This window comes from Sphingomonas sp. Leaf4, assembly GCF_920939515.1.
In the GTDB taxonomy this organism is placed as follows: Bacteria; Pseudomonadota; Alphaproteobacteria; order Sphingomonadales; family Sphingomonadaceae; genus Sphingomonas.
Genome location: NZ_CAKLBB010000007.1, coordinates 198,794 through 216,690 on the forward strand (window position 1 = coordinate 198,794; position 17,897 = coordinate 216,690).

Here is a 17,897-nt window from a genome sequence, read left to right on the forward strand (position 1 = left end):
CTCAGGCGCTTATGCGGCGGCGCTGTCGTCGGCGCGCTGGTCGCCGATCGCGGTGATCTTCAGGATGGTGTGCTGCTGGCGATGACCGTTCTTGCGACGGTAGTTGTGACGGCGGCGCTTCTTGAAGACGATGACCTTCTCGCCCTTCGCCTGTGCGACGATTTCGGCCGATACGGTCAGTCCGTCGACCGACTTCAAGTCGGCACCGTCACCGGCAAGAAGCACGTCGCCGAGCGTCACGCTGCTGCCAGCTTCGCCATCGAGCTTTTCGACGACGATCTTGTCTCCTGCGGCAACGCGATACTGCTTGCCGCCCGTGCGCACGATTGCGAACATGGCCCTTGCTTCTTTCCCAAATGCAATATGTCCGCGTGGAGATACCCCACGCGGCAAGTAGCGCTGGACCTACGTAAAGCGTTCCCGGCTGTCAATGCCGAACACCGATTCGGGTGTAGGAAAGCGTTGTTGCAGCGCGGCAACAGCGCTGTGACATTCGCATGACGCCTCTATCGAGCGGCTTGTATTGTAAAAGCGGGTGCCGGACGCTCAGGGCGCAACGACGATGCGGGAAACATCGTTCGGGGGAGATTTTGATGCGTAACACCCTTTTCAACGCGCTGGTGCTGACGAGCGCACTCGTCGCCATTCCGGCCAATGCGCAGATCGCGACGCCGCCGCCCGCCGATGACGTACCGGCCGGCGAGGAGATCGTCGTCGTCGGCACGCGCGCGCAGGGCCGCACCGTCGCCGAAAGCCCGGTCCCGGTCGACGTCATCACCGGCGATGCCCTGGTCAACGCCGGCTATACCGAGACGAACAAGCTGCTGAACCAGCTCGTCCCCTCGTTCAACTTCCCGCAGCCGTCGATCACCGACGGCACCGACGTGGTCCGCCCCGCCACGCTGCGCGGCCTGTCGCCCGATCAGACGCTGGTGCTGGTCAACGGCAAGCGACGCCATTCGACGTCGCTGCTCAACGCCAACGGATCGGTCGGGCGCGGCTCGTCGGCGGTCGATCTGAACACCATCCCCAGCCTCGCGATCGAACGGATCGACGTGCTGCGCGACGGTGCCTCGTCGCAATATGGTTCGGACGCGATCGCCGGTGTCATCAACGTGCAGCTCAAGCGCCGCGAGGGCGGCCGGGCGACGATGACCTATGGCAAATACGTCACGACGATGGACGGCGTCGGTCAGGTATCGGGCATCGCCACCCAGACGAACGGCCAGCCGCAGGTGCGCGCCGATGGCACCTATGTCCTGAACGAAACCGGCGACGACCGCGACGTGCGCGACGGCCGCACCGTTACCTTCGCCGCCAACATGGGTCTGCCGGTCGGCGAATCGGGCTATCTGAACCTGACCGGCGAATATCGTGATCGCGAGCCGACCAACCGCGCCGGTTTCGACCCGCGCCGCAACTATCCGCTGCAGGCGAACGGCACGGTCGATTCGCGCGAATTCACCTATGACCGGGTCAACCACCGCTACGGCGACGCCAAGACCACCGATTTCAACTTCTTCCTGAACGGCGGCGTCGATCTGGGCGCTTCGTCCGAACTCTACGTATTCGGCAGCTATGGCATCCGCGACGGCGAAAGCGCCGCCTTCTATCGTCGCGCTTCGGGCCGCGATACCAACAGCAATATCCAGGACCTGCGCGACTGCACCTTCACCGGCACGGTCTGCACGCCGTTCTACGCCGATGGCTTCCTTCCGCTCATCACCAGCCAGATGGAGGATTTCGCGGCGGCGGTCGGCGTGAAGGGCGATCTGGGCGGCTTCGCCTATGACCTGTCCTATGTCTATGGCACCAACGCCTTCGACTTCCGCATCGAGAACAGCTTCAACGCCTCCTATGGTCCGCAATCGCAGCGCGCGTTCAAGGCGGGCGGCACGCGCTTCGGCCAGCAGACGGTGAACCTCGACCTGCAACGCGATCTGTCGGTGGGCTTCCTGTCCGACCTGTCGCTGGCGCTGGGCGGCGAATATCGCAACGAGAATTACAAGATCCTCGCCGGCGAACTGCAAAGCTACGCCGCCGGCCCGTTCGCGTTCAGCAACGGCGCGGCCGCCGGATCGCAGGGCTTCCCCGGCTTCTCTCCGAACAGCGCGGTCGATGCGTCGCGTGACAGCATCGCCGGCTATGTCGAGCTGGACGGCAAGTTCAGCGATGCGTTCAACGTCGTCGCCGCCGGCCGGTTCGAACATTTCAGCGACTTCGGCAACACGGTGAACGGCAAGGTCGCCGCCCGTTTCGCCCCGACGCCATGGATCGCGGCGCGCGGATCGATCTCCACCGGCTTCCGCGCGCCAAGCCTCGCGCAGCAGTTCTTCTCCTCGTTCGCGACGCAGAACATCGGCGGCACCCTTGTCGAGATCGGCACGTTCCGCGTCGGCGATCCCGTGGCGCGGGCGCTCGGCTCGCGGCAGTTGGAGGCGGAAAAGTCGCTCAACATCGGTGGCGGCCTGACGCTGACCCCGCTGCGCGGGCTGACGCTGACCGCCGACTATTACAACATCAAGATCAACGACCGCGTCATCCTGTCGGAAAATCTTCAGGGCGCGGCGGTCGTCGCGGTGCTGCGCGGCGCGGGGATTCAGGACATCACCTCGGCGCGGTTCTTCATCAACGGCATCGATACCCGGACGCAGGGTGTGGAAGTGGTCGGCACCTATCGCGTGCCCGATCTCGGCATCGGCAGCGTGACGCTGACCGCCGGCTACAACTACAACCAGACCGACATCACCGACCGTTCGACGCTGTCGGCGATCCCCGGCGTCACGCTGTTCGGGCGGCAGGAATCGCTGCGGCTGACGCAGGGCCAGCCGCGTTCGAAGATCAACCTCGGCGCCGACTGGTCGCAGGGCATCTTCGGGCTGACCGCGCGCACTAACCGGTACGGCAACACGCTGTCCCCGGGCGGGGCGGTGGCGACCGATGTCGTGCTGACGCCCAAGTGGCTGACCGACCTCGAACTGCGGGCGACGCCGGGCCAGTTCGAGCTGGCGATCGGCGCGAACAACCTGTTCGACGTGTATCCGACGCGCAACCCGATCCTGGGGGCAGCGGCGATCAACAACTATTTCATCCCGTACAGCAGCTTCTCGCCGTTCGGGTTCAACGGGCGCTATCTCTATGCGCGCGCCGGCGTGAAGTTCTGATAGAGGGGCGGGCGGGGGACGACCCCGCCCGCCTCAATGGCGATGTTCGCGGCGCAGGCGGTAGCGGCCGCCGGCATAATCGTCGAACAATCCGGTGATCGCCGGATGGTCGACCGGCTCCTCGCTGTCGTCGACGATCAGGTTCTGCTGGCTGACATAGGCGACGTACGACGCCTCGGCATTTTCGGCGAGCAGGTGATAGAAGGGCTGGTCCTTGCGCGGGCGGGCTTCCATCGGGATCGATTCATACCATTCGTCGCTGTTCGCGAAGACCGGATCGATGTCGAAGATCACACCGCGGAAATCAAACATCCGATGGCGCACGACGTCGCCGATCGAGAAACGGGCATGGGCGATCGGCGGCAGCGGCGTGCCGAGGTCGAGGGGCTTGGCGGTCATGGCCTTCATGCGAAATATTTAGGGTGTCGGGGCGATTGCAGCAAGGAGGCGCTTGCAAGTCCCGAAACCTTGGGCTAACCGGCCCCCCTCGCTGACCACCGTGCCGCGCTGACCTGCGGCATGGAGCGAGAAACCTCTGCGGAGAGGTGGCAGAGTGGTCGATTGTACCGCACTCGAAATGCGGCGTGCCTTTACGGGTACCGAGGGTTCGAATCCCTCCCTCTCCGCCAATACGCTGTGCGCCAGCGCGCAGAGGCGTTCACATCCCCTAGAAACGTGACGATTTGTCCCTCATAGAACCGGGACAAATGGTCACATACATCCACCAGCGTTCACCCGATACCATGGCATGCGGCGTGGTATGCGCGGCAAAATCCATGGTATCCATGGTACGGAGAGCGATGCCATGGCTCTGAATGATGCCAAGGTGAAAGCGGCCAAGCCGAAAGAGGCGGCCTACAAGCTGACCGATGGCGGTCAGCTCTTTCTCCACGTCACCCCCGCCGGCGGGAAGCACTGGCGGATGAATTACACCTTCGGGAAGAATGCCGCCGGCAAGCCTGCGCAGAAGACGCTGACGATCGGGGCCTATCCGATCGTGTCGCTCGGCGAAGCCCGCGAGGCGCGCGACCAGGCCAAGCGACTCCTGCTCGATGGCCGCGATCCAAGCGTCGCCAAGCAGCTCGTTCGAAAGGCGCGCGACGTTGCGATCGAGAACACATTTCAGGTCGTCGCCGAGCGCTGGTTCGAAAAGCGCAGCGGCTGGTCTCTCGCCAAGCTGGACGCATGGATCGCGCAGCACGGCTCGGCGCGGGTGCGCGACGCCCACCACTGGACCGATCCGAATGTTCGCGGCTGGTCGGCCGTCCATTCCGACGACGTCCTGAAGTCGCTGCGCCGCGATGCCTTCCCCGCGATCGGCGGCTTGCCGCTGGCCGACATCGACACGCAGCGCGTGCTCGAGCTGCTGCACGCCGTCGAGCAGCGCGGCGCGATCGAGAGCGCCCACCGCCTCCGCCAACGGATCTCCGACATCTTCAATGTCGGCATGGTCGCCAAGCTATGCACCAGCGATCCGGCGCCGGTTGCGCTCAACAAGCTGCTCGCCGACAAGCCGAAGGCAAAAAAGCAGCCGTCGATCATCGACGGGACCGATGACAATGACGAGCGGCTGGCGCGGCTGCGAGAGCTGCTCAAGAAATGTGAGATCGAGCGCACCCGCGCCGGCACCAAGTTCGCGCTGCGGTTACTGGCGCTGACCGCCGTCCGGCCCGGCGAAATCTCCGGCGCGCGCTGGGATGAATTCGAGGGGCTCGACGGGCCAGCCCCGCTATGGCGCATCCCTGCCGCGCGGATGAAGGGCGACAAGGAGCGCAAGGAGGAGGTCGGCGGCGACCACCTGGTCCCACTGTCGCGCCAGGCGATCGAAGTCCTCGATGCACTGCGCGAGGTGAGCGGCCGGTACGAGCTCCTCTTTCCGTCGGAGCGCCGCTCGCACCATTCCATATCAGAAAATACCCTGCGCGCGCTGCTGATCCGGGCAGGCTATTACCAGCGGCATGTGCCGCACGGCTTCCGCGCGGCCTTCAGCACGATCATGAACGAACGCGCGGACCGCGCATGGCGTGAGATCGGTCAGCCCGGGCTGTCGCCGGATCGCGCGATCATCGATCTCATGCTGGCGCACGTCCCGGGAAATCGCGTCGAATCGGCGTACAATCGCGCGGCGTACATGCCGCGCCGGCGCGAGCTGGCGCAGGAATGGGCGGACCTGCTGATCGTCGACCTCGACCCGCCAGCGTCACAGATTAGCCGGCCTGTCCGCTATGCAGCGACGGGGCCGGGGAGGGGCGATGCGTCGTAAGGGTGAGAAGCCGGTCGTCACGCCGGAGCCGGCGTGGTCGGAGGTGCATCCCGTCTATCAGTCGATTCGACGTGGCACCGGCTGGCTCGATGCGTGGCTCGGCCAGTATACGACGCCGTTGCACGTCATCGAGAAGCGGACCGGGATCGCGAGGGATCGCCTTTTCGAGATCATCGACGGCGGCGATCCGACCGACGAGGAAGCTACGCGGCTGGCGCAGCTTTGGTCCGTGACCCCGGCGGATATCCGTGCATCGCGCGCGCTGGAGGTGTCGGTCGGCGCGGATCGCTAGACCAGCGAATCGTTCGTGCTTTCGCGGACGGTGTCACCCGCCCGGCATTTCTCGACTTCCCACGGCGCGGTGTGGCGCTGGCATTCCGCCCGATCGGCGCTGGCGGGGACGCACCCGACCAGCGCCAGCGCGAGAAGAGCGGGCTTCATGGTTCCAACTTCGCGGGCGGGGATTGCAGGGCGGCCCACGCGACCGGAGCCGTGATCGGCTCACCTTCGGCGTCATACCATCCGCCCCACTCCGTGGAGGCGATAGCACGGACGCCGTTCACCCATGGCATCTTGTCGCCGTCGTGACGGTAGACAAGAAGGTCGACGCCCTTCGGTGCAGCGGCCATATCAAAAGACCAATCCCCCACCGCTGCGCGCGGGCGGGCGAGGGCTGCGTATTCCTGCATGGCGCGGATGATGTTGCGGCGCTCGGCTTCATCCCATGTCGACGCGATGGAAAGCGGCACGATGTCGTCCAGCACCTTGCCGACCTCCACCCCATCCCGGGCAGGCGCTACAGCGGAGTGCGGGCGGGCGAGCGCGGCGGCGAGAGCACCCGCCTCCTGTTCGCTGAACGCAATCGCTGGTAGGGTACTGACGCTATCCCAAGCGGCTTGGACTGGATGATTAAGGCAAACCCCTTCGGCTTCCCGATGCACCGGTGGGCGCTCGCCCACCTCGCGAGCATCGGTGTCGCCAACCTGAGTGGGCTGGGTCGCCTGTCCGACCGAGACCGGTCCCTGATCCCCGGATGGGGGCCGGTAACCGAAGGTCGCTTCCAGAGCGCGCATGTTAACCAGAGCGTCTAGGGCGACCTCCATGTGGATCGGGGTGCAATAGCCCTTCCGCAACTTGCTGTTGGCTTCGGCTTCCCGCACCATTTTGGCCGACAGATCATCGCCGGATCGCTCGAATGCCTGTGCAAGAATTTCAACAGCCTGCACCCTGTCCCCGGCAGAAGCTACGTGCGCGATCTGTCCGCCCGTCTGTGGCAGCCGAATCAACCCCGCTCGCAACGCGCGTATGATGGCCCGCGCACCGTCAACGGCGGTCCAGTCCATTTGCATGCTGTCGTCCAGCACTTCGACAAGCCATTCCTCGGTCATGATTTCAGACGCAAGCATGACCGGCCTCCACCATGGCATTGTAGGCGCTGTAGGCATCGGTGCAGGCGTCGGCCGCTTCGACCATTTCGCGGGTGGCGTGCTTCGGCATGGTCACATACCCGTCCACGGCAGGTTCTATGGCAAGGACTGCGAACGCCTCTGCCTGCCGCAGCATATCGAAGCGCGCGGTCGGGATCAGCACGTAGCCGGGGTGATGGACCTCGCTGGTCATATAGTCGTCAGTGATGCCGCGGACGGCGGCACTTACGCTTGCGGGGGCGGAGGCGAGGGCGACGCGCGCGTAGGCCCGCCATATGTCGCGGATCATTTGCCCTTCGGCCTTCCAAAGCGACGGCACGCGCGAAGCACCGCCCAAGCTCCATATCCGCCACATCGCCTCGGCTGCGGCTTCCTCGGCTGGCGTTGCCGGCGGATCGAGCGCGGTCATTGCGCGCGCCCGGGCTGCGCGAAGCGCTTCGTCCTCGCCTGCCGGGTCGCATCCTTCATCGCTGCCGTCACGTCCGCCAGCAAGGGCTCGGGAATGGCTGCGATCAGCACCGTGCCGTCTACATGCCGAATAGATATACAAAGCATCGCTTTGCCGTCGGGAGCGGGTGAGGCACCGAACGCGACATTCGCCGACCCCGCTTCAGGGGGGATGAAGAAGCCGTCAGGCCGCACCACCATGGCGGGTACGCACACCATGAGCGGTGCGGCGACGAAGCCATCATCGGCGGCTGGTGGTGAGCTCATTCGGATACCTTTCCCTTGGTGATCGGCCGGCCGCTGCGCGCCATCACGTAGAACGTCCGCCCTTCGTGGCTCTCGGCCAAGAGGTGCGCCGCGCGATGCGCCGACTTGTGCGTCATGTGGGCGACCTTCGGCGGCGTCTCGCCATCCGGCGACCAGACAACGAACGGCGGCTTCGCTGGCGTATGCTTATCGGGCGGCTGGGTGCTTTCCTTCAGCAACTCCTCGAGCCGATCGGCCGCAGCGTCCAGCGCGACCGCCGTCGGCGCCGACGTGCGGAGCGCGCCGTAGGAGCCAGCGCGTTCGCGAGCGAAGCGCACGATGTCCAGCGTATCCATTATGCGTCCTTCCCCAAGTCGATGTGCAACGATCCTTGATCGATTGCCTGTTCGAATGCCTCGTCGAGCATGCGGTGGACCGGCGTCGTGCCGTCCTCCTCTTCGCGCTCGAGCTCGGCGACGACATCGGCCGCGAAGCCGTCCGGCTGCTCGATGCTCCAGCCCCGATCATCTTCGATCTGCTGCTCCCAACTCGGGGAGCCCTTTACGGCCGTCATCAACGCATCGATGCCAATGCTGATGACGAGGCGACCGTCGACGAGCTCGACCTTCAAACCCTGCTCGCGCGCGGTCATGCAGCGGCCCTCTGCTCGAGCTGCTCGGCGACCCACGCATGCACCTCGAGCTCGCTCCACCTGGTCGAGCAGCCTCCGGCCTTGCACGCCTTCGGGAAGGTGCCAGCCCGCATCTTGCGGTAGATCATCGTCTTGCCGAGGCCGACGATCGCCTTGACTTCGTCAAGGCGCAGCAGCCTGTCGGCTGCCACGATGCGCCCCATTGCGCTCATATCCAACTCTCCACGATTACAGGGTCGTCCGCCGGCTGGCGGCCGAGATTGAAGAGACCCGTCGGCAGTTGCGCGCGGACTTGGTCGAGGGTGTCGCCGACGAAGTGGTCGTCGGTGGCGTGCGGTAGGCCGTCCGCCTCAATAGCGTGTCGACGCGCGACATGACGCCCGGGCAGGTCGGACGGATTGCGCGTGATCGTCCAGATCGACAGCAGATCCATGGTGCCTCCTAGAAATCCGGCTTCGGCCGGCGCGGAATGGCGTGCAGGTCCTTCGTGCGGACCAGCATGCCACCGTGCTCGTCGAGGCGGATATTGGTGGTGCGGCCGTTGTCCTTGACGACGTCGCCGTGCGCACCGCGCGGACCGATGCCGAGAAAGACGACGCGATCGCCGTGGGACAGGCCGCTCTTCATGACACCACCACGCTCAGCGGATGAAAGATGCCGGCATGAGCGTCGCCGTCGAGGACGACATGCGCGTATTGCGTGCTGTCCTTCCCGGGGTGGACGACGGTGCCCGCGCGCCCTTCGAGGTCCTTTCCTTCGCCAGTGATCGTCACGCGCGTGCCGTGCCGGATGTCACGGCCGTAATAGGACCGGACATAGCCATAGGGGTCGGACGCCAGCGCCGGCGCGATGCGCCGTGCCCGCGCGAAGTCGAGGAAGCACCGGAAGGTGATGTCCGACACGTCCGACCAGTCGAGGAAGCGCTGATAGACCGCGGCCCCGCGGCTGGGGGCGGCAATGGCGGATGGGTAGCGGCCGTCGACCGTCACTTCCCACATCGGCCACGCGCTCATTGCAGCCGCCGGCGCTGCTGGTGGGCGCTGCGGCCGTCGCGGCACGGGGCGCAGCGTCCCCTGACCAGGCGGGGGCTATCATAGCCGCATTCCTCGCATTCGCCGGCGACGCCGATCGTGATCGGCTGGCAGGCGGCGCGGATGCTGCGCTGCAGATGTTCCTGCTCGAGCTCGGCGGCGAGATCCATTTCGTCAGCCATCCGGCTGCTCCTTTGGCTGGTGATATTCGCAGTGGGCGGACCGGTCGCCGGTCGCGATCGGGGCGGGGCCGGGGAAGCCGGCCCACCAGCGGTCGGCACCCGCCTGCACCTCGGGCGTCATGCGGACGTCGCAGTCGGTCCGGGTGCAATCGGCGATGCAGAAGGTGCGGTCACGGTAACAGATCATCGCGGCCGGACCTTCTCGACGACGCGCAGGACGTCGCCGACCGTGCCGTCGTACAGCGACGACGTCTGTGCGTCGGAGATCTGCACGCCGAGCTCGTCCTCGATCACGACGACGAGACACATGATGTCGAGCGAATCGGCATGCAGATCGCCGCGCAGGCTGGCGGCTGGCATCACCTGATCGGCATGGGCGCGCAGCTCACGGGCGATGATGCCGGTGATCTGGCCGTCGATAAGCGCGGTTTTAGCCATTGATCGCGCTCCCGCTGCGAGCGGCGCGCACGACATCCATCAAGGCGCTGCCCCGAGTCCCGCCGTTCATCGCAGCCGCCACTGCAAGGATTTCCGGCTTGGAGGCGTTCGTGGACCGCACGACATGCTGGACGACGTCGTCAATGAGCCCGTCGACGTGCCCATCCTTCGCGCGCTGGACCCCGAAAATGATCGCTCCCCGCAGGACCGACGAGGCGATTTCCGTCAGCATCAAGGTCAGATCGTGCGGCTGGAGCACGGTGGCGGCGATGCGGATGCGGCGGTTAAGCACGTCGCTCAGCTCTTCGCAGGCGACTTTGGTCACGTCTTCGCGGACCCTGTTCTCGTATTCTTCGGTCAAGGGGCAATCTCCGTGGCAAGGCCGCGCCGGCGGCCGGAGGGGTGTGCGATCAGCGCGGGCGGCTGGTGCGGGCGAAGGGGGCGCGGGCGTCGGCCTCGATGTGGACGCGCCGCCACCGCTGGTCGGTGCCGCGCGCGACGCGGTGCGGGTCGGGCCTGCCGCTGGCGATCGTGAAGACCCGGCGCCAGTCGGTGCCGATCAGGACGAAGCCCGCCACGGCCGCGCCGGCGCCGAAGGCCAGCATGCTGATGATGACCATCATCATGCCCGGCCAGTCCGATCTGGCCAGCCGGCGACAAAGCCGGCACATGCCCGGTCCGCCTGCAGGCACTGGTCGTCGGACCGCTTCAGATTGTCCTGAAGCCGATCGAGCTCGCGCCGGATCTGGCGGCGATCGCCGTAGGCGCCAGTCGAGGTGTCGCAGAGGTGGCGGAGATAGTCGCCGTGCGGGGCCTTGGTATCAGCGCGGCTGGTGCGCAACTCTGCGTTGATGAGCCGGAAAAGATCGTCGAGCGTCAGCGCCAGCCGTCCGGCGCGCGTGGCGACGTCGGCGGTCAGCGAGGCGATCTCTTCCTCGACCGCCTGCCGATCCGACCCATCGACCAGCGCGAAGTGCTGCGCCGATAATTCACGGATGCGGATGACCGTCGGCGTGAACTCGACGATCGCGGCACGGACGTCGCCGTCGTTTTCGTCATCGGCTTGCGCCGGCGCGAAGAGGCTGGGCAGCTCGCTCATACCAGTGCCCTCGCGAGCATGTCCGCCAGCCAGTGGATGGCGAGGACGACGAGCGCCATTGCGCATGACGTGCCGATGAAGGCGACCAAGAGGATGACGGGAAGGGGGATCGCGTCCCGCTTCGACGGACCGGTGGCGGGCATCACGACCGCGCGCTCCGGCCGGCGATGTAGGCGGCGGCGAGCTCGGCCACCGCGACGGCCGCCGACGCTGCGGTGAATTCCGCCTCGGCCTCGGCGAGGCGGCGCGTCGCGGCTGCCTTGCGGGTCACCGCTTGCTGGACGCGGTCGAGGCGTTCGCGCGCCGATCCGACGCGCGGGCTGGGGACGCGCCGGGCATCATGATCGATCGCGGCCTGCGTGACCTCGAGCAGCGCCTGACCGGTCCAGGCGCCGCCGATGCGCTCGGCGCGCAGATCGAGGAGCGACGTCGCGGCGAAAACGCGCTGCTCGAGAGCGACCCGCTCGGCGCTCCCGCTCGGAAGGCGGACGATCCGGTCGCTGCAGTCGCGGATCTCGCGGGCGACGCTGCGAAAGTCCGCGATAGCCTGTTCGACGTCGGGATCGGGCTCGGCCTGCGCGGCCGGGTAAATGGCGGTGTGCAACAACGGCTGGCTCCCGTCACCCGAGAAGCTGGATGCTTCCCTAAGGCGATGCGGGCATGTTGCGATAATCGGAACATCGCCGTCAACCCTTATGTTGCGATTATCGGAACAGGGGTTGGCTCGGGCTCAAATATGTTCCTATTATGTTCTAACGCAGGTTGGTTAGGAGGTTCATGTGCGTACGATACGGCAGTGGCGGGTGACGTCTTTCGGGAAGCCGGTCGCTCCTTGGAGGAGCGATCGGGACCAAGTGATTCGCGATTTACTGGAGTTGGGGCTTGGCTCGTACGATGAATGGGGCACGCTCTACGTCACCGTCCCGGCCGACATCCAACGGCGCGAAGTACCGATCAGTTGTATTCCGCAATCGGTCACATCCGCGCTGCCCGCCAGATGACCCGGCCGACAACGGTGAAATGATCGTCGGAGCCAATGACAATCGGCTGGTGCCGCTCGTTGGACGAGCACGGCACTAGTCGAGCCGGGTCTGCTTCGAATCGCTTGAAGGTCGCCTCACCATCTTCGTTCAAGATCACATAAAAACGGCCTGGATAGAGCGACCTGTCGTCCGGATCGATGACGATCATACTTCCATCTTCGACCAGCAAATCCATCGAATCACCATCGACCCGGATCGCGAAGGCGTTCGGCGGGATTGAAGCATCAGGCGCGGGCATCGCGCCGGACGCGCGCTGGATCGCCTCGCGCCAGTTCCCAGCCGCCACTTGCCCAATAACAGGAATCGCCCGGAGTTTCGGCTCTTGAGCGGCGGCTGACGGAGCAAGCCATTCTCGGATGCTATCGACCTCCTCGGCCGTGAACCGCCGTTCTCCCTTGAACGCCTTCGTTATTTTGTTCGGTGCCAGCCCCAGCCGGCGGGCAAGGTCTGCCTGACGATAACCACGTAATATCATCAGGTGCCGGATCTGTTCGATTTCCATGCCCCGTTGAAACGTGACGTTACGATTATCGCAATTTCGATTTTCGGAACATGAGGCTTGCGTGGGTGTTCCGATTATCGCAACATAGCGGCTATGGACTCGTTCGCATCTAACCTCATCGACGCCCTCGGCGGCACCGCTATCGTAGCACGAGCCACTCATGCGCCGGTTTCGACCGTGCATAGCTGGCGGGAGAGAGGGCTGACCAAATCCCGCACCGCCCACCTGCGTCTGATTGCAGAACGAGATAGTATCTCGATCGACTGGACCACGGGGCAGCGGATCGAAGATGCGACGGCGAGCGACTCGTACGTCACCCACTGCACGATTTGCGACGCGCGCGCCGAGCACCCGAGTGTCCGATCCTGCGGCTGCGCCGACTGCCCAATGCGCGCGCGGGAAGTCGCATGACGGCGCTCACCTGGGAAATCGTCGACGCGATCGCGACCGACCTCGGCGCCAGCGCGGCGCAGCGCCGCAAGTGGCGGCAGACCGGACGGCAGGTGCCCGATAGCTGGCGCATCCGCATTATCGACGACCTCGCCGAGCGTGGTGTCGAGGTGAAGGCGAGCGCCTTCGATGATCTGCCGCCGCGGCCGGGTCGTCTCGATGTCCATGCGGCTGGAGATATTCCCGCGCGGCGGGTGGCCGCACCGGGAAAGCGCCGCATCGATTCCCCTCCGGGCGGTCGGGGGCGCGGGAATGGCTGACCTCGCGCTTCCGGTCGGCGAGCAGATCCTTGCGCTGGCGACCAAGCACGCGATCCAGGCGGCTGGCGGCCTGTCCGTCTGCGCGAGCGAGACGGACCTTTCGGACAGCCATCTGTCGCGCTGCTCGCTGCCCAATCACCGCGACAGCATCACCATTCGCGACGCGGCCACGATCGAATCGATCGGGCACGGGCACGCCGGACACCCTTTCATCCTCCACGCCCTCGCGCGGGTCATCGGCGGCCATGTCGTCGTCCGTTTGCCGAGCAGTTACGACGACGAGGCGGGACTGGTCGCGTCGACGCTGGAGCTGACGACCGAGCTCGGCGACGTCTCGCGCGCGATCGGCGATGCGATGAGCAGCAGCGGGGCGGGCGGGGCACGGATCACTCCGGCAGAGGCGCGGCTGGTGGAAGAGCGTCTCGACGATCTCGACCGCGCCAGCGCGCGCATGCGCCACCGTCTCAGGGCGATTGCCGAGGAGGGGAAAGCGAAGACGTGATCCAGCCGTAACCGCCGGCGTCCCGGCACACACAGGAGCATTTATGAGCGACGACCATACCGCGTCGGCACCCGCCGCCGCGACCGACGATTTGCGTCCGCCGAATCTGCTGGCGGACGGGGTGAGCCCGAATGTGCGTCCCGGACAGACGCAGGCCGATCCCGTGCGCGAGCCGCTGCCGGACGGAGACTATGCGATCGTCGAGGTGCTGGGGCACCGCACGATCATCGGCCGGGTCACCGAGGTCGAGCGCTTCGGCACCAAGCTGATGGCGATCGAGCCGATCTTCGCGGGCGCGCTGCTCGCGCCGGTACTGGTCGGCGGAGGATCGCTGTACCAGTACACGCCCTGCTCGCGCGAGGTCGCGACGGCGCGGGCGCCGAGCCGGCGCTACGGGCTGCCGTCCTCGATCGCGGCGATGCTGCCGCCCGAGGCCGATGCCACGGAGCCGGCGCTGCTCGAGCACCGCTTTCCTTTCCTCGACGACGATTCGGAGCCGATGTGATGAGCGCGCAGGCGAAGCGGTATCAGCCGCGCGCGCAGCGCGGTCACGGCATGACCGCGATCGAGACGGCCGTCATGGACCTCGACGACGAGGGACTGTCGGTGGCGGAGATCGCGGCGACGCTCGACCGCTCCGGCACGTATGTCCGCGCGATCGTCGAGCGGTATCGCTTCAATCCGGCTGGAGATCGCGCCGAACGGGAAGCGGCGGCGAGGGGCTCGACCGAACTGCTGCGTGCGCAGATCTCGAGCGGTCAGCACTTCCTATCGCCGGCGATGGCGACACTGCTGCACGACGCACTGCGCCTGCAGCGCGCGCTGCAGGCGGTGGCGTGATGACGCGCCGCGCCCCCGCTGGCGATCGTCGCCAGTCGCCCGACCCTGCCATGGTCGCCGTCACGCTGTCGCCACCGATGCGCCGCGCGCTGCGCGCGGCGCAGGAGGACCTCTTCGCGGACCGCGCGATCGTCGCCGGACACGGCATGACGCTGAAGGCGCTGCGCACCCGGCGGATCGTGACGCGCGAGCGTCCGGCCATCCTTACCCAATTCGGCCGGCTGGTGATCGCCACCGGCGAATGCGGGAGCGAGACCGCGTGACGCGGCCCCGCCCCCTGATCCGAAGCCGGCGTGCTCGACACGCGCCGGTGAGCCATTTCCGCCCGTTCGGACCCTCGCGCGCTCCGGGCCTTACCACCAGCACCGGAGCACGTCCGTGAGCCTTACCACCATCCCCCTATCGAAGCTTGTCCTTTCCCCGCGCAATGTCCGGCAGACCCGGGAGGACGACGACACATCGGATCTGGAGGCGTCGATCGCCGCGCACGGCATGCTGTCGCACCTGATCGTCCACAAGGTCGCCAAGCCGCGTGGATCCTTCGGCGTTCTTGCCGGCGGGCGGCGGCTGCGCGCCCTGCAGCGCCTGCGCGACGCCGGCGTGCTGCCAGCCGACCACCCCGTCGACGTCGAGATCCGCGAGGCCGACGAAGCGACGTCGACCGAGATCAGCGTGATCGAGAATACCGCGCGGGTCGCACTGCCGCCGGTCGAGGAATTCGCCGCCTTTGCCAAGCTCGCATCGGACGGCGCCGACATCGCGGCGATCGCCACGCGCTTCGGCACCACCGAGCTGCACGTCAAGCAGCGCATGCGGCTGGGGCAGCTCCACCCGGACATCCTCGATGCGCTCGGTGCCGGGCGGATCACGCTCGACATCGCCAAGATCTATGCGTCGACCAGCGACCTTGCCCTGCAGCGTCGCGTCTTCGACCAGCGGTTGACCCACGCCTTCGAAATCCGCGCCGCGCTCAACCGCGACCTCGCGGCCGCCGGTGTCGAGCGCAAGCTCGCGCTGGTCGGTATCGATGCGTATCACGCGGCTGGCGGGCGGTCGGACGAGGACCTCTTCGGGAATGAGGGACCGCGTCCGCTCGACCTGCTGCTCCTCGGTGAGCTGTACGATGCGCGCGTCGCCGACGAGCGCGAGCGTCTGGAGCTACCGGACAATGTGACGCTGCAGCTCGGCGCGGCCGGAGTCGGCACGCCGATCGAGATCGTCACCGATCTGACCGATGGCCAGCGCGACCGGCTGCGCGAGATCGATGCGCGGAGCGACGCGATCGCCGATCGGCTGGACGTCATCGCCGAGCTGGAAATGGACGGGCCGGCACCACGCTGGGTGGCGCTGGCGGGGGAGAATGGCGACGAGGTCGCCCGGCTGGTCGCCGAGGAGAAGCGGCTGGTCAGCGAAGCGATCGACATCAATGCCATTGGAAATTTCCCCGATGGTCCGGTCATCGCGGTCGCATCGATCAGGGATGGGGCTCTCGCCGTCGACGGTCTGTATCGTCCGCACGGCTGGCGGCCCGCGCCGATCGGCGTGGCAGCTTCGACGTCGGCGGTGCCCGACACCGTCGCCACCACCCGCACCAGCATCCCGACGCCCGCGCCCAATCCCGAGGCCGAAGCCCCGAAGAGGGTGATGAGCGGCTTCCGCTCCGATCGCAAAGCCTATGCCGGGGTGTATCGCATGCCCGAGGACGTCGCGCGCGAAGAGCATGGCCTGACCAGCGACGCGCTGGAGGTGATGCGCTCGCACCACCGCCAGATCCTCGGCGCGGCGCTGCTCGACAATCCAATCGCCGAGCGACTGGCGCATCGCTACCTGATCTTCGTGCTCGCGCGAGGCATGCTGCGCCCGGCCGACAAGGGGGCATATGGGCGGGAAGGGGCCGCCGAGCTGGGCACCGACCGGCTTCCGAGCCACGATCACGATCCGCACATCGCGCAGTCCGATCTCGCGACGCAGCCCGGCGCCGAGGTCCGTCGGGATGCGCTGGCCCGGCTTCGGCGCCAGGCGTGGATGATCGAGCCCGATACCGCGCAGGCGCTGGCCTTTTTCGCCACCGCACCGCACATTGATGTGGAGCGCGCGGCGGCGCTCGTCGCGACGACGATGCTCGCCCGATCGGTCGGGGTCGAAGGCTTTCGCGTCGGGACGCACGACCGGCTGGCCGAGATGCTCAATATCTCGGGCGACGTCCGCCGCTTCTTCACACCCGACAAGGCGTTCTTCTCGCGCCTGCCCAAGGGCGAGATGATCCGCGCGCTCGAGGCGGTCGATCCGGCGGTGGCCAAGCGGTTGGGGTCGAAGAAGTCAGACGATCTGGCCGAAGCCTGCGCTGGTGTCATGAGCGGGCTGCTGACCGATCAGAGCCGCTACGGGCTGACCGATGCCGGGCGCCTGCGCGGGGCCGGCTGGGTGCCGCCCTATCTGTCCTTCGAGCCACCGGCCGACGCTGCCGGCGATGTCGATGACGCGGAGGATGCAGCATGACCGCCGCGACCTTCCCGCGCCCGCGTGGCCGCCGGCCGACGATCGAATGGCTACCGATCGACGAGATGCACGTCGACGACAGCTACCAGCGCTCGATCGACACCCGCGCATCAGGCAAGCTGATCGAGCAGATCGCGCGCGAATGGGACTGGGACCTGTTCGACGTCCTGAAGGTATCGATCCGGCCCGACGATCGCCGCTTCGTCGTCGACGGACAGCACCGGCTCGCCGCCGCCCGCCAGCGCGGGGACATCGACCAGCTCCCCTGCGTCCTGAAGCGGTGCGCCGGCGCGATCGAGGAAGCCAAGCTGTTCATCGCCGCCAATCGCGGTCGCAAGGCGATGAGCGTCCTCGACGACTATCGCGCGGCCGTCGGCGCCGGCGATCCGCTCGCGGTCCAGATCGAGCGGATGGTGACCGACGCCGGCCTGCGCATGGCGCGCGCATCGTCACCCAAGGGGCAGGCTCCTGGCGAGATCGCGATTATCGCACCGATCCGGGGCGCGCTGAAGCAGCGCGGGGAGGCTGTCACGGCGAAGGCGCTCGACCTGATCGGCGCGGCGTTCCCCGACGAGGTGCTGGTCAGCGCGTCGTGTCTCTTCGCCGCGCTGGTCGACCTGCTGGCGCTCACCGATGCCGGCGAGGACGCGCTGCTCCACACGCTGCTGAAGGGCACCACCAAGGATTGGGAGCAGTGGGCGAAGCTGCCGACCCTGCGCGGCGGGCCGGTGCGTAACCGCGCGATGCGCGCCGCGATCGAATCGCGGCTGGCGGTGGCGGCATGATGCGCGCTGGCGACATCCAGCCGGCGGCTGGCGCGATCACGGTCGCACCGGTTATCGCGCGACCGAG

Annotated in this window: 31 protein-coding genes and 1 tRNA gene; 11 read left to right on the forward strand and 21 right to left on the reverse strand. The window is 66.8% G+C overall.

All coding sequences use genetic code 11. The annotated features are described in order from the left end of the window. Positions 1-9: 9 nt before the first annotated feature. Entirely contained in the window at positions 10-336 is a 327-nt protein-coding gene (gene rplU, locus LRA89_RS12485) for a 50S ribosomal protein L21 (protein WP_055755413.1), read from the reverse strand. Positions 337-593: 257 nt separating this feature from the next. Between rplU and LRA89_RS12490 the strand changes: the two genes are divergently transcribed. Next, positions 594-3,164 carry a TonB-dependent receptor plug domain-containing protein gene (locus LRA89_RS12490; RefSeq protein ID WP_230770551.1) on the forward strand — a complete coding sequence of 857 codons (2,571 nt, stop codon included), beginning with the start codon at positions 594-596 and terminating at the stop codon, positions 3,162-3,164. Between the two features lie 33 nt (positions 3,165-3,197). Here LRA89_RS12490 and hspQ read toward each other — a convergent pair whose 3' ends face one another. Continuing rightward, positions 3,198-3,563 (reverse strand): heat shock protein HspQ, encoded by a 366-nt coding sequence (gene hspQ, locus LRA89_RS12495; RefSeq protein ID WP_443024970.1) that lies wholly within the window; start codon positions 3,561-3,563, stop codon positions 3,198-3,200. A gap of 140 nt (positions 3,564-3,703) precedes the next feature. Between hspQ and LRA89_RS12500 the strand changes: the two genes are divergently transcribed. The 3 genes from LRA89_RS12500 (at position 3,704) to LRA89_RS12510 (ending at position 5,719) form a co-directional block, all read left to right on the forward strand. Next, positions 3,704-3,793 (forward strand) — tRNA-Ser (locus LRA89_RS12500). A gap of 131 nt (positions 3,794-3,924) precedes the next feature. Then, complete coding sequence (locus LRA89_RS12505) at positions 3,925-5,427, forward strand: tyrosine-type recombinase/integrase (protein WP_230770557.1); 1,503 nt, start codon at positions 3,925-3,927, stop codon at positions 5,425-5,427. Continuing rightward, entirely contained in the window at positions 5,417-5,719 is a 303-nt protein-coding gene (locus LRA89_RS12510) for a hypothetical protein (RefSeq protein WP_230770560.1), read from the forward strand. The genes LRA89_RS12505 and LRA89_RS12510 overlap by 11 nt, the downstream gene beginning before the upstream one ends. On the opposite strand, the gene LRA89_RS12515 is transcribed toward LRA89_RS12510, so the two are convergent. From LRA89_RS12515 to LRA89_RS12605, 19 genes are all read right to left on the reverse strand, one after another. Next, positions 5,716-5,868 carry a hypothetical protein gene (locus tag LRA89_RS12515; protein WP_230770562.1) on the reverse strand — a complete coding sequence of 51 codons (153 nt, stop codon included), beginning with the start codon at positions 5,866-5,868 and terminating at the stop codon, positions 5,716-5,718. The two genes, LRA89_RS12510 and LRA89_RS12515, sit on opposite strands and share 4 nt — an antisense overlap. Beyond that, complete coding sequence (locus LRA89_RS12520) at positions 5,865-6,833, reverse strand: hypothetical protein (protein ID WP_230770565.1); 969 nt, start codon at positions 6,831-6,833, stop codon at positions 5,865-5,867. Before LRA89_RS12520 ends, LRA89_RS12515 begins: the two co-directional genes overlap by 4 nt. After that, complete coding sequence (locus tag LRA89_RS12525) at positions 6,820-7,263, reverse strand: hypothetical protein (RefSeq protein WP_230770567.1); 444 nt, start codon at positions 7,261-7,263, stop codon at positions 6,820-6,822. The genes LRA89_RS12520 and LRA89_RS12525 overlap by 14 nt, the downstream gene beginning before the upstream one ends. Next, on the reverse strand, positions 7,260-7,568 hold the full coding sequence (locus LRA89_RS12530; RefSeq protein ID WP_230770573.1) for a hypothetical protein: 309 nt from the start codon (positions 7,566-7,568) through the stop codon (positions 7,260-7,262). The genes LRA89_RS12525 and LRA89_RS12530 overlap by 4 nt, the downstream gene beginning before the upstream one ends. Beyond that, positions 7,565-7,903: a hypothetical protein gene (locus tag LRA89_RS12535; RefSeq protein ID WP_230770575.1), complete on the reverse strand. Its 339-nt coding sequence runs from the start codon at positions 7,901-7,903 to the stop codon at positions 7,565-7,567. The genes LRA89_RS12530 and LRA89_RS12535 overlap by 4 nt, the downstream gene beginning before the upstream one ends. Then, on the reverse strand, positions 7,903-8,199 hold the full coding sequence (locus LRA89_RS12540) for a hypothetical protein (protein WP_230770577.1): 297 nt from the start codon (positions 8,197-8,199) through the stop codon (positions 7,903-7,905). The genes LRA89_RS12535 and LRA89_RS12540 overlap by 1 nt, the downstream gene beginning before the upstream one ends. Then, positions 8,196-8,411 (reverse strand): helix-turn-helix transcriptional regulator, encoded by a 216-nt coding sequence (locus tag LRA89_RS12545; RefSeq protein WP_230770579.1) that lies wholly within the window; start codon positions 8,409-8,411, stop codon positions 8,196-8,198. The genes LRA89_RS12540 and LRA89_RS12545 overlap by 4 nt, the downstream gene beginning before the upstream one ends. Next, positions 8,408-8,632: a hypothetical protein gene (locus LRA89_RS12550; RefSeq protein WP_230770581.1), complete on the reverse strand. Its 225-nt coding sequence runs from the start codon at positions 8,630-8,632 to the stop codon at positions 8,408-8,410. The genes LRA89_RS12545 and LRA89_RS12550 overlap by 4 nt, the downstream gene beginning before the upstream one ends. 8 nt (positions 8,633-8,640) lie before the next feature. After that, complete coding sequence (locus LRA89_RS12555; protein WP_230770583.1) at positions 8,641-8,826, reverse strand: hypothetical protein; 186 nt, start codon at positions 8,824-8,826, stop codon at positions 8,641-8,643. Then, entirely contained in the window at positions 8,823-9,212 is a 390-nt protein-coding gene (locus LRA89_RS12560) for a hypothetical protein (RefSeq protein ID WP_230770591.1), read from the reverse strand. The genes LRA89_RS12555 and LRA89_RS12560 overlap by 4 nt, the downstream gene beginning before the upstream one ends. Further along, the gene (locus tag LRA89_RS12565; protein ID WP_230770594.1) at positions 9,209-9,412 is read right to left on the reverse strand and encodes a conjugal transfer protein TraR; all 204 of its coding nucleotides are present in this window, start codon (positions 9,410-9,412) and stop codon (positions 9,209-9,211) included. Before LRA89_RS12565 ends, LRA89_RS12560 begins: the two co-directional genes overlap by 4 nt. After that, positions 9,405-9,599, reverse strand: coding sequence for a hypothetical protein (locus LRA89_RS12570; protein ID WP_230770600.1), 195 nt, complete (start codon positions 9,597-9,599; stop codon positions 9,405-9,407). The genes LRA89_RS12565 and LRA89_RS12570 overlap by 8 nt, the downstream gene beginning before the upstream one ends. Next, a complete protein-coding gene (locus tag LRA89_RS12575) occupies positions 9,596-9,850 on the reverse strand; it encodes an acyl carrier protein (protein ID WP_230770602.1) in 255 nt (84 codons plus the stop codon). The genes LRA89_RS12570 and LRA89_RS12575 overlap by 4 nt, the downstream gene beginning before the upstream one ends. Continuing rightward, positions 9,843-10,211 (reverse strand): hypothetical protein, encoded by a 369-nt coding sequence (locus LRA89_RS12580; protein WP_230770610.1) that lies wholly within the window; start codon positions 10,209-10,211, stop codon positions 9,843-9,845. The genes LRA89_RS12575 and LRA89_RS12580 overlap by 8 nt, the downstream gene beginning before the upstream one ends. 49 nt (positions 10,212-10,260) lie before the next feature. Continuing rightward, a complete protein-coding gene (locus LRA89_RS12585) occupies positions 10,261-10,476 on the reverse strand; it encodes a hypothetical protein (RefSeq protein ID WP_230770612.1) in 216 nt (71 codons plus the stop codon). Then, positions 10,473-10,949 (reverse strand): hypothetical protein, encoded by a 477-nt coding sequence (locus LRA89_RS12590; protein WP_230770614.1) that lies wholly within the window; start codon positions 10,947-10,949, stop codon positions 10,473-10,475. Before LRA89_RS12590 ends, LRA89_RS12585 begins: the two co-directional genes overlap by 4 nt. Then, positions 10,946-11,095, reverse strand: coding sequence for a hypothetical protein (locus LRA89_RS12595; RefSeq protein WP_230770616.1), 150 nt, complete (start codon positions 11,093-11,095; stop codon positions 10,946-10,948). The genes LRA89_RS12590 and LRA89_RS12595 overlap by 4 nt, the downstream gene beginning before the upstream one ends. After that, on the reverse strand, positions 11,092-11,556 hold the full coding sequence (locus LRA89_RS12600; RefSeq protein ID WP_230770619.1) for a hypothetical protein: 465 nt from the start codon (positions 11,554-11,556) through the stop codon (positions 11,092-11,094). The genes LRA89_RS12595 and LRA89_RS12600 overlap by 4 nt, the downstream gene beginning before the upstream one ends. A gap of 368 nt (positions 11,557-11,924) precedes the next feature. Continuing rightward, positions 11,925-12,494, reverse strand: a complete 570-nt coding sequence (locus LRA89_RS12605) for a LexA family protein (protein ID WP_230770622.1) — start codon at positions 12,492-12,494, stop codon at positions 11,925-11,927. Positions 12,495-12,901: 407 nt separating this feature from the next. Between LRA89_RS12605 and LRA89_RS12610 the strand changes: the two genes are divergently transcribed. The 7 genes from LRA89_RS12610 to LRA89_RS12640 all read left to right on the forward strand — a co-directional run bounded on the left by LRA89_RS12610 (position 12,902) and on the right by LRA89_RS12640 (position 17,830). Then, on the forward strand, positions 12,902-13,204 hold the full coding sequence (locus tag LRA89_RS12610; RefSeq protein WP_230770625.1) for a hypothetical protein: 303 nt from the start codon (positions 12,902-12,904) through the stop codon (positions 13,202-13,204). After that, entirely contained in the window at positions 13,197-13,706 is a 510-nt protein-coding gene (locus tag LRA89_RS12615; protein WP_230770627.1) for a phage regulatory CII family protein, read from the forward strand. The genes LRA89_RS12610 and LRA89_RS12615 overlap by 8 nt, the downstream gene beginning before the upstream one ends. A gap of 43 nt (positions 13,707-13,749) precedes the next feature. Continuing rightward, the gene (locus LRA89_RS12620; protein WP_230770629.1) at positions 13,750-14,211 is read left to right on the forward strand and encodes a hypothetical protein; all 462 of its coding nucleotides are present in this window, start codon (positions 13,750-13,752) and stop codon (positions 14,209-14,211) included. After that, on the forward strand, positions 14,211-14,546 hold the full coding sequence (locus tag LRA89_RS12625; RefSeq protein ID WP_230770631.1) for a hypothetical protein: 336 nt from the start codon (positions 14,211-14,213) through the stop codon (positions 14,544-14,546). Before LRA89_RS12620 ends, LRA89_RS12625 begins: the two co-directional genes overlap by 1 nt. Next, the gene (locus LRA89_RS12630; RefSeq protein ID WP_230770633.1) at positions 14,546-14,809 is read left to right on the forward strand and encodes a hypothetical protein; all 264 of its coding nucleotides are present in this window, start codon (positions 14,546-14,548) and stop codon (positions 14,807-14,809) included. Before LRA89_RS12625 ends, LRA89_RS12630 begins: the two co-directional genes overlap by 1 nt. 115 nt (positions 14,810-14,924) lie before the next feature. Next, positions 14,925-17,045, forward strand: a complete 2,121-nt coding sequence (locus LRA89_RS12635) for a ParB/RepB/Spo0J family partition protein (RefSeq protein ID WP_230770635.1) — start codon at positions 14,925-14,927, stop codon at positions 17,043-17,045. Continuing rightward, complete coding sequence (locus LRA89_RS12640; protein ID WP_230770637.1) at positions 17,042-17,830, forward strand: DUF6551 family protein; 789 nt, start codon at positions 17,042-17,044, stop codon at positions 17,828-17,830. The genes LRA89_RS12635 and LRA89_RS12640 overlap by 4 nt, the downstream gene beginning before the upstream one ends. Positions 17,831-17,897 lie beyond the last annotated feature (67 nt).

What these genes read in the sequence shown, in the direction of transcription:
- LRA89_RS12525 (WP_230770567.1), bottom strand. Translation starts at nt 7,263, where the DNA reads ATGACCGCGCTCGATCCGCCGGCAACGCCAGCCGAGGAAGCCGCAGCC.
- LRA89_RS12555 (WP_230770583.1), bottom strand. Translation starts at nt 8,826, where the DNA reads ATGAAGAGCGGCCTGTCCCACGGCGATCGCGTCGTCTTTCTCGGCATC.
- LRA89_RS12540 (WP_230770577.1), bottom strand. Translation starts at nt 8,199, where the DNA reads ATGACCGCGCGCGAGCAGGGTTTGAAGGTCGAGCTCGTCGACGGTCGC.
- rplU (WP_055755413.1), bottom strand. Translation starts at nt 336, where the DNA reads ATGTTCGCAATCGTGCGCACGGGCGGCAAGCAGTATCGCGTTGCCGCA.
- LRA89_RS12490 (WP_230770551.1), top strand. Translation starts at nt 594, where the DNA reads ATGCGTAACACCCTTTTCAACGCGCTGGTGCTGACGAGCGCACTCGTC.
- LRA89_RS12545 (WP_230770579.1), bottom strand. Translation starts at nt 8,411, where the DNA reads ATGAGCGCAATGGGGCGCATCGTGGCAGCCGACAGGCTGCTGCGCCTT.
- LRA89_RS12565 (WP_230770594.1), bottom strand. Translation starts at nt 9,412, where the DNA reads ATGGCTGACGAAATGGATCTCGCCGCCGAGCTCGAGCAGGAACATCTG.
- LRA89_RS12640 (WP_230770637.1), top strand. Translation starts at nt 17,042, where the DNA reads ATGACCGCCGCGACCTTCCCGCGCCCGCGTGGCCGCCGGCCGACGATC.
- LRA89_RS12610 (WP_230770625.1), top strand. Translation starts at nt 12,902, where the DNA reads ATGACGGCGCTCACCTGGGAAATCGTCGACGCGATCGCGACCGACCTC.
- LRA89_RS12630 (WP_230770633.1), top strand. Translation starts at nt 14,546, where the DNA reads ATGACGCGCCGCGCCCCCGCTGGCGATCGTCGCCAGTCGCCCGACCCT.
- LRA89_RS12510 (WP_230770560.1), top strand. Translation starts at nt 5,417, where the DNA reads ATGCGTCGTAAGGGTGAGAAGCCGGTCGTCACGCCGGAGCCGGCGTGG.
- LRA89_RS12585 (WP_230770612.1), bottom strand. Translation starts at nt 10,476, where the DNA reads ATGATGATGGTCATCATCAGCATGCTGGCCTTCGGCGCCGGCGCGGCC.
- LRA89_RS12515 (WP_230770562.1), bottom strand. Translation starts at nt 5,868, where the DNA reads ATGAAGCCCGCTCTTCTCGCGCTGGCGCTGGTCGGGTGCGTCCCCGCC.
- hspQ (WP_443024970.1), bottom strand. Translation starts at nt 3,563, where the DNA reads ATGACCGCCAAGCCCCTCGACCTCGGCACGCCGCTGCCGCCGATCGCC.
- LRA89_RS12560 (WP_230770591.1), bottom strand. Translation starts at nt 9,212, where the DNA reads ATGAGCGCGTGGCCGATGTGGGAAGTGACGGTCGACGGCCGCTACCCA.
- LRA89_RS12520 (WP_230770565.1), bottom strand. Translation starts at nt 6,833, where the DNA reads ATGCTTGCGTCTGAAATCATGACCGAGGAATGGCTTGTCGAAGTGCTG.
- LRA89_RS12530 (WP_230770573.1), bottom strand. Translation starts at nt 7,568, where the DNA reads ATGAGCTCACCACCAGCCGCCGATGATGGCTTCGTCGCCGCACCGCTC.
- LRA89_RS12620 (WP_230770629.1), top strand. Translation starts at nt 13,750, where the DNA reads ATGAGCGACGACCATACCGCGTCGGCACCCGCCGCCGCGACCGACGAT.
- LRA89_RS12570 (WP_230770600.1), bottom strand. Translation starts at nt 9,599, where the DNA reads ATGATCTGTTACCGTGACCGCACCTTCTGCATCGCCGATTGCACCCGG.
- LRA89_RS12550 (WP_230770581.1), bottom strand. Translation starts at nt 8,632, where the DNA reads ATGGATCTGCTGTCGATCTGGACGATCACGCGCAATCCGTCCGACCTG.
- LRA89_RS12505 (WP_230770557.1), top strand. Translation starts at nt 3,925, where the DNA reads ATGCGCGGCAAAATCCATGGTATCCATGGTACGGAGAGCGATGCCATG.
- LRA89_RS12625 (WP_230770631.1), top strand. Translation starts at nt 14,211, where the DNA reads ATGAGCGCGCAGGCGAAGCGGTATCAGCCGCGCGCGCAGCGCGGTCAC.
- LRA89_RS12605 (WP_230770622.1), bottom strand. Translation starts at nt 12,494, where the DNA reads ATGGAAATCGAACAGATCCGGCACCTGATGATATTACGTGGTTATCGT.
- LRA89_RS12590 (WP_230770614.1), bottom strand. Translation starts at nt 10,949, where the DNA reads ATGAGCGAGCTGCCCAGCCTCTTCGCGCCGGCGCAAGCCGATGACGAA.
- LRA89_RS12615 (WP_230770627.1), top strand. Translation starts at nt 13,197, where the DNA reads ATGGCTGACCTCGCGCTTCCGGTCGGCGAGCAGATCCTTGCGCTGGCG.
- LRA89_RS12575 (WP_230770602.1), bottom strand. Translation starts at nt 9,850, where the DNA reads ATGGCTAAAACCGCGCTTATCGACGGCCAGATCACCGGCATCATCGCC.
- LRA89_RS12535 (WP_230770575.1), bottom strand. Translation starts at nt 7,903, where the DNA reads ATGGATACGCTGGACATCGTGCGCTTCGCTCGCGAACGCGCTGGCTCC.